Annotated in this window: 2 protein-coding genes; both read left to right on the forward strand. The window is 38.0% G+C overall.

Annotation, left to right across the window (positions count from 1 at the left end; translation table 11 throughout):
• Nucleotides 1-304 precede the first annotated feature (304 nt).
• Nucleotides 305-496, forward strand: coding sequence for a hypothetical protein (locus tag AB1414_19050; protein MEW6609510.1), 192 nt, complete (start codon nucleotides 305-307; stop codon nucleotides 494-496).
• 244 nt (nucleotides 497-740) lie between these two features.
• Nucleotides 741-2,261, forward strand: a complete 1,521-nt coding sequence (locus AB1414_19055) for a DUF4062 domain-containing protein (protein MEW6609511.1) — start codon at nucleotides 741-743, stop codon at nucleotides 2,259-2,261.
• The last annotated feature ends 286 nt before the right edge of the window (nucleotides 2,262-2,547 follow it).

The following is a 2,547-nucleotide window of genomic DNA, read 5'->3' on the forward strand; positions in this document are numbered from 1 at the left end:
GAAAGAGTTGCTTATCCCTTAGAAGCAACAGGGGGAGGCTAAGAGGGACTACTGAGAAGTGATAGTTAGGTAAGATAGAGGAAGCAAGAAGAAAGAGACGGTGAAGTGCAGCTTTTTCTAACCCTTCGCTGCACCTGACTGCGAGGGGCTGTGGCGTGATTGAGATAGTTTTGTAAATTCTCAGAGTTTTATCTTGCTTACAAAGTTTAGTGATAATTCCCCCTCGCAGCAGGTGAGCTCAATTGTTAGACTTCTTCAGTTTATCAGGTGACAGAAACTTAAATTTTGTGGTATAATGGTAGCTATGAATAGAGAACGAAGAAAGATTATAGGCAATATTTTTGGAGATGCTGCTAAATATACGCTGACAGCAGGTGTGATTGGTAGTATTTTGTCTGGTAGGTACTCTTTATTATCAAGCATTGGAATCGGTGTGTTCTTTATTGTATTTCTTCTGTTGGCGTATTTTATAACACCAAAAGATGAGGGAGGTTGAAGATGGAACTATATCTCTTTGTTACACTTGGGATAGCAGCAACAGCAGGTATAGCTTTCTTGATATTTTTCAAACTTCAAGACAGAAAAAAACATATTCATTAAAGCCAAGCCTGCCTAACGAATTGCTGCACCTGACCCTCGCTTCGCTCGGGCAGGAGAGCTTGGTCGTTAGCTGCTCATTGCGGGCAAAGAAAGGAGGAAAAAAATAATTAAATTGACTATAGAGAATGGAGGTGTAAAAGATGGCTATTCAAGCTGAGAGAAAATATCAAATATTTATTAGTTCCTCATATAAGGATCTAATAGAACAAAGGAAAGCTATTATTGATCAAACTCTGGCAATGGGACATATTCCTTCAGGAATGGAAATGTTTACAGCAGGAGACGAAGAAGATCTTAAAGTTATTCAAAAGGCTATAGATCAATGCGACATCTATGTAGTACTTGTTGGAACCCGTTTTGGATCAGTAAAAAATACCCAGAGTTTTACCCAGATAGAATTTAGGTATGCCAGACAAGTTGGAAAACCAATTCTCGCTTTTCTCTTGGAAGAAAAAGAATTGAAAGAAGAACGTGACAAGATACAAACTGATGATCCTGAAAGAAAATATGATGAGGTATTGAAAGGTTTTAGAAAAGAGGTTATAGGTGAAGAAGGTAAAAGAAGGATTATAGATTTTTTTAAAAAAGGCGATATTGGAGATCTTAAGGCAAAATTTTCAAATGCCCTTACTCGATTGATTAACAGCCCAGAATTCAAAATGCCAGGTTGGGTTCGAGCTAGCGAAGAATTGCTCAGTTTAGGGCCAATCACTAAAGATCCATTCATAAGAGGTATTATAGAAAAATTAAAGACTTTTGACCTTCTTACAAAACGTTCTACAACAATGAATCCTGATCTCAAACGAGGAATGGCTTCATATTTTTGGGACAGATGTTTTGCTGAGATCATAGATTTAGGTATTAAGGACTTATTCTTTGAATCAGGTTCAACTATTGCTTATCTTTCATCAGAATTTTCTGAACGTTTAACAACTCCTGCAGGACAAGAAGTCATCAGTGAATTACGCATCAAAACCAACAATATCCTTACTTACTTGGAGCTTGTTTTAACAAGAAACATACAGATAGAGCTTAGACCTTATGGCTCTCCAGAAAAGAGATTTGGTGCAACTTTTGGTGATCTTACTCGGTTACCAGAATATAGAACTCCTCCTGAACCTGATCCTTTAGGGAAAAAAGCAAAAGAAGCTGTCCAAAAAATGTCAGAACACATAAAAGAGGGCAGTAAAAAGTTACTTTTATTTGCTACGGCTTCTGGGTTGAATATTGATAAAGACTCGCAATTTCCGTTAGGACCTCATGTTGGCAGCTATTATAACAAATTATTTAAGCGAGCTCTTTTTACAACCGGATGTCCCATAGTGCTCTTTATTGATGCCACAAAAATTGAGGAAATTCCTTTCAATCCTCAACATTGTTTTTCGGTATGCGATAGTGAAATATCCTGGGAAAGCGTTTGTAATAAAATCCCTCTTGCACTTTGTATAGGAGCAAAAGATGAAAGCCAAAGAGAAAGAATCATAACACAGGTTAAACAATATGGTTTTGTCTTTATAGATCCCGTTGATCCAACGAAACAAGAAGAATACTCCTGCTATCCAATCTTAGCCCGTAATGAAAAATACAATAGCATACTTCCATTAGTCACTTTCCAAAAATTAAAAGGGGGTAAGTTAGGGTCGGATGGAATACAGGAATAAGAAGAAAAGAAAAAAGAGGGCAAAGTGGAACTTTTGCTAACCAGCCGTTGCAGTGGACGGCGGGGGACTGTGCCGTGATTGAAAGTTTTGTAGTATCTCAAAGGTTAATCGTGTTTACAAAGTTTGGTGGTAGTTCTCCCGCCGCCGCTGAACTTGATCGTTAGACACGCGAGGAAATAAACCGAGGAGGTGATTGTTAATGTCACAATTGACAATGGAAGGGGTGTATCATAATGGTCTTGTCATTCCACAAGAAGATGTACCATACAATTCCGATATGCGAGTC

The sequence above is a fragment of the bacterium genome, from assembly GCA_040755795.1.
Taxonomy (GTDB): Bacteria; UBA9089; CG2-30-40-21; order CG2-30-40-21; family SBAY01; genus JBFLXS01.